Source organism: Streptomyces adustus (assembly GCF_009377175.1).
Lineage (GTDB): Bacteria > Actinomycetota > Actinomycetes > Streptomycetales > Streptomycetaceae > Streptomyces > Streptomyces adustus.
Window position 1 is genome coordinate 1 of the sequence record NZ_VJZD01000464.1, and the last position, 3,334, is coordinate 3,334.

Below are 3,334 nucleotides of genomic sequence, written 5' to 3' on the forward strand. Positions count from 1 at the left end.
CCTCCGAACCCACCCGGCCTCCCGGACCCGCTCCCCGCGCCTGCCTCCTGCAACCCGCCCCGCTCTCCCGCATCCATGACAACGAGGTCACCGCAATGAGAAGCACCCGCCGCACCCTCCTCGCCTGCCTCGCCGCCGTCGCCACCCTGGTCTCCGTCTCCGCCTGCGGGGGCGGCGGCTCGGGCTCCTCCGGCTCCTCCGCCGGCTCGGGGACGTACACGTTCTGGGACCCGTACCCGCAGTTCGACGCCTCCTCGGACTGGGGCAGGCGCGTCGCCCGGTGCGGCACCGAGGCCGGGGTGACCGTCAAGCGCACCGGGTACGACACCACGGACCTGGGCAACAAGGCGCTGCTCGCCGCCCAGCAGGGCAACGCCCCCGACGTGATGCTCGTGGACAACCCGGTCGTCTCCACGCTGGTGGAGGCCGGGATCCTCAACAAGACGAGCGACCTCGGGCTGGACACGTCCGCGATGCAGCAGAACATCATCGGCGCGGGCACCCTGAACGGCGCCTCCTACGGGGTGCCGATCGGCGCCAACACCCTGGCGATCTACTACAACAAGAAGATCCTGACGGCCTCGGGTGTCGACCCCGCCTCCGTCAAGGACTGGGCGTCGCTGACGGCCGCCCTGAAGAAGGTCGCCGCGGCGGGCAAGAAGGGCATCACCTTCTCCGCGATCAACACGGAGGAGGGCAGCTTCCAGTTCCTGCCGTGGTTCTGGGGCGCCGGTGCCGATCTCACGGACCTCGACTCCGCGCAGGCGGTCGCCGCGCTGACGCTGTGGAAGCAGTGGGTCGACGCCGGCTACGCGCCCAAGGACGTACTCCAGAACACCCAGACCACCAGCTGGCAGGAGTTCGCCACCGGCGAGTACGCCTTCGCCGAGAACGGCACCTGGCAGCTGGCCAACGCCGAGAAGGCCGGATTCGAGTACGGGGTCGTCGGCATCCCCGGACAGCACGGCGGTGCGGCGCCGGTGCCGACGGGCGGCGAGTTCGTCACCGTGCCCGTGCAGCAGGACACCGCGCGCTACGACGTCAGCAAGAAGATCGTCACCTGTCTGACCAGCTCGGAGAACCTGCTGGCCAGCGACACCGCCCTGACCTACGTGGCCCCCACCGCGGCCGTGCAGGCCCGGCAGGTCGCGGCGAACCCGAAGCTCCGGCCGTGGGTCGAGGCCGTGGCCGCCGCCCGCGGCCGTACCAGCGGCGGCCTCGGCACCAAGTACCCCGTCATCTCGCAGCCCCTGTGGACCGCGGTGCAGTCGGCCCTGTCCGGCGGCAGCAGCCCGAAGGACGCCCTCGCCACCGCGCAGACGGCCGCCGGGAAGGCCAAGGGCTGACCCAAGGGCCGACACCGGTCCGGAACCGGATCGGCGGCCGAGCCGCCGGCAGGCAAGCAGCAGCAGGCAGGCACCAGCAGGCAAGCAGCACCCGCATCCAGGAGTTCGTATGACCATCGCCCGAGCCGGCCGCCTGCCGGGGCGGTCACCGGCCGGAGCCGAGGCGACGGGCGCCGTCGGCCGGCGCGACGGGGCGGCCCGCCGCGGACGCCGCCGGAGCCGGCTGACCGCGTCGGCCTTCGTCGCCCCGCTCGTCGTCTACCTCGTCGCCTTCTACCTCTACCCGCTCTACCGCAACCTCGACCTGAGCCTGCGGCACTACACGGTCCGGTCCTTCGTCGCGGGCGACGCCCCGTTCTCGGGCTGGGACAACTTCGCCCGGGTGCTGGACGATCCGGCCTTCGCACCCGCGCTGCGCCACACCATGGTCTTCACCTTCGTGTCCATCGCATTCCAGTACACGGCCGGACTGGCCCTCGCGGTCTTCTTCGACCGGCACTTCCGGCTCGCCGGCACCCTGCGGGCGCTGTTCCTGGTCCCGTGGCTGCTGCCGCTGATCGTGTCGGCGTCCACCTGGTCATGGATGCTCAACAGTGAGTCGGGCGTGGTCAACTACGCCCTCCAGCTGGTCGGCCTGCCACCCGTCGACTGGCTGACCTCGCCGGACCGGGCACTGACCTCGGTGATCATCGCCAACGTCTGGATCGGCATCCCGTTCAACCTGGTCATCCTGCACAGCGGGCTCCAGAACATCCCCCGGGAGCTGTACGAGGCAGCCGCGCTGGACGGGGCGAGCGGCCGCCGGCAGTTCTGGAGCATCACCTTCCCCCTGCTGCGCCCGGTCTCGGCGATCACCCTGCTGCTGGGCCTGGTCTACACGCTCAAGGTGTTCGACCTGATCTGGATCATGACCAAGGGCGGTCCGGGCGACTCCTCGTCCACCCTGGCCACCTGGTCGTACCAGCTCGGATTCGGCACCCTGCTGCCGCAGTTCGGCCCCGGCGCCGCCGTCGGCAACATCCTCGTCCTCATCGCGCTCGTCTTCGGTCTGCTGTACATCCGCGTCCAGAGGAGGCAGGAAGCGTGACCTCCCGCACCGGCTCCCGCCGGCCCCCCGTGGCCTCCCGCACCGGCTCCCGCCGGCACACCGTGATCGGCGTCCTGCTCACCGCGCTCATGCTGTTCCCGGTGTACTGGATGCTGAACGTGTCCCTCACCCCGCAGTCGGACATGCGCAAGTCCCCGCCCGACCTGCTCCCGCTGCACCCCACCTTCGAGGGCTACCGGGCCGTCCTGCGCGATCAGTTGCCCTGTCTCGGCACCAGCCTGCTCATCGGCCTCGGCACGGTCGCCCTCACCCTCGTCCTCGCCGCCCCGGCCGGCTACTCGCTGGCGAAGCTGCGTCCGCGCGGCGGCGGCCTGCTGAGCCTGGCCCTGCTGATCGCGCAGATGATCCCGGGCATCGTCATGGCGATGGGCTTCTACGGCATCTTCCTCAACGCCGGGCTGCTGAACTCCTGGTGGGGCCTGATCGTCGCGGACTCCACCATCTCCGTGCCCTTCGGCGTCATGATCTTCGCCGCGTTCATGTCGGGCATCCCCGACGAACTCACCGCCGCCGCCCGGATCGACGGCGCGGGCGCGCTGCGCGTCTTCTGGTCCGTCGTGCTGCCGGTGAGCCGCAACGCCGTGGTCACCGTCTCGCTGTTCGGCTTCCTGTGGGCCTGGTCCGACTTCGTCTTCGCCAACACCCTCGACGGCGGCGGCGACCTGCGCCCGATCACCCTCGGCATCTACCGCTACATCGGCAACAACAACCAGGAATGGAACGCGATCATGGCCACCGCCGTCGTCGCGTCCGTACCCGCCACCGCCCTTCTCGTCCTCGCGCAGCGGTACGTCGCCGCCGGGGTCACCGCGGGCGCGGTCAAGGACTGACCCCGCGGGCGAGGCCAGGGACCGACCGGGACGTCGGCCCCACCCCACCT

Annotated in this window: 3 protein-coding genes; all 3 read left to right on the plus strand. The window is 70.9% G+C overall.

What is annotated here, in order from left to right:
- The first annotated feature begins 95 nt into the window (after positions 1-95).
- Positions 96-1,346, plus strand: coding sequence for a sugar ABC transporter substrate-binding protein (locus FNH09_RS45575; RefSeq protein ID WP_152895746.1), 1,251 nt, complete (start codon positions 96-98; stop codon positions 1,344-1,346).
- Between the two features lie 109 nt (positions 1,347-1,455).
- Positions 1,456-2,433, plus strand: a complete 978-nt coding sequence (locus FNH09_RS45580; protein ID WP_152895747.1) for a carbohydrate ABC transporter permease — start codon at positions 1,456-1,458, stop codon at positions 2,431-2,433.
- A gap of 29 nt (positions 2,434-2,462) precedes the next feature.
- Positions 2,463-3,284 (plus strand): ABC transporter permease subunit, encoded by an 822-nt coding sequence (locus FNH09_RS45585; RefSeq protein WP_162470093.1) that lies wholly within the window; start codon positions 2,463-2,465, stop codon positions 3,282-3,284.
- The last annotated feature ends 50 nt before the right edge of the window (positions 3,285-3,334 follow it).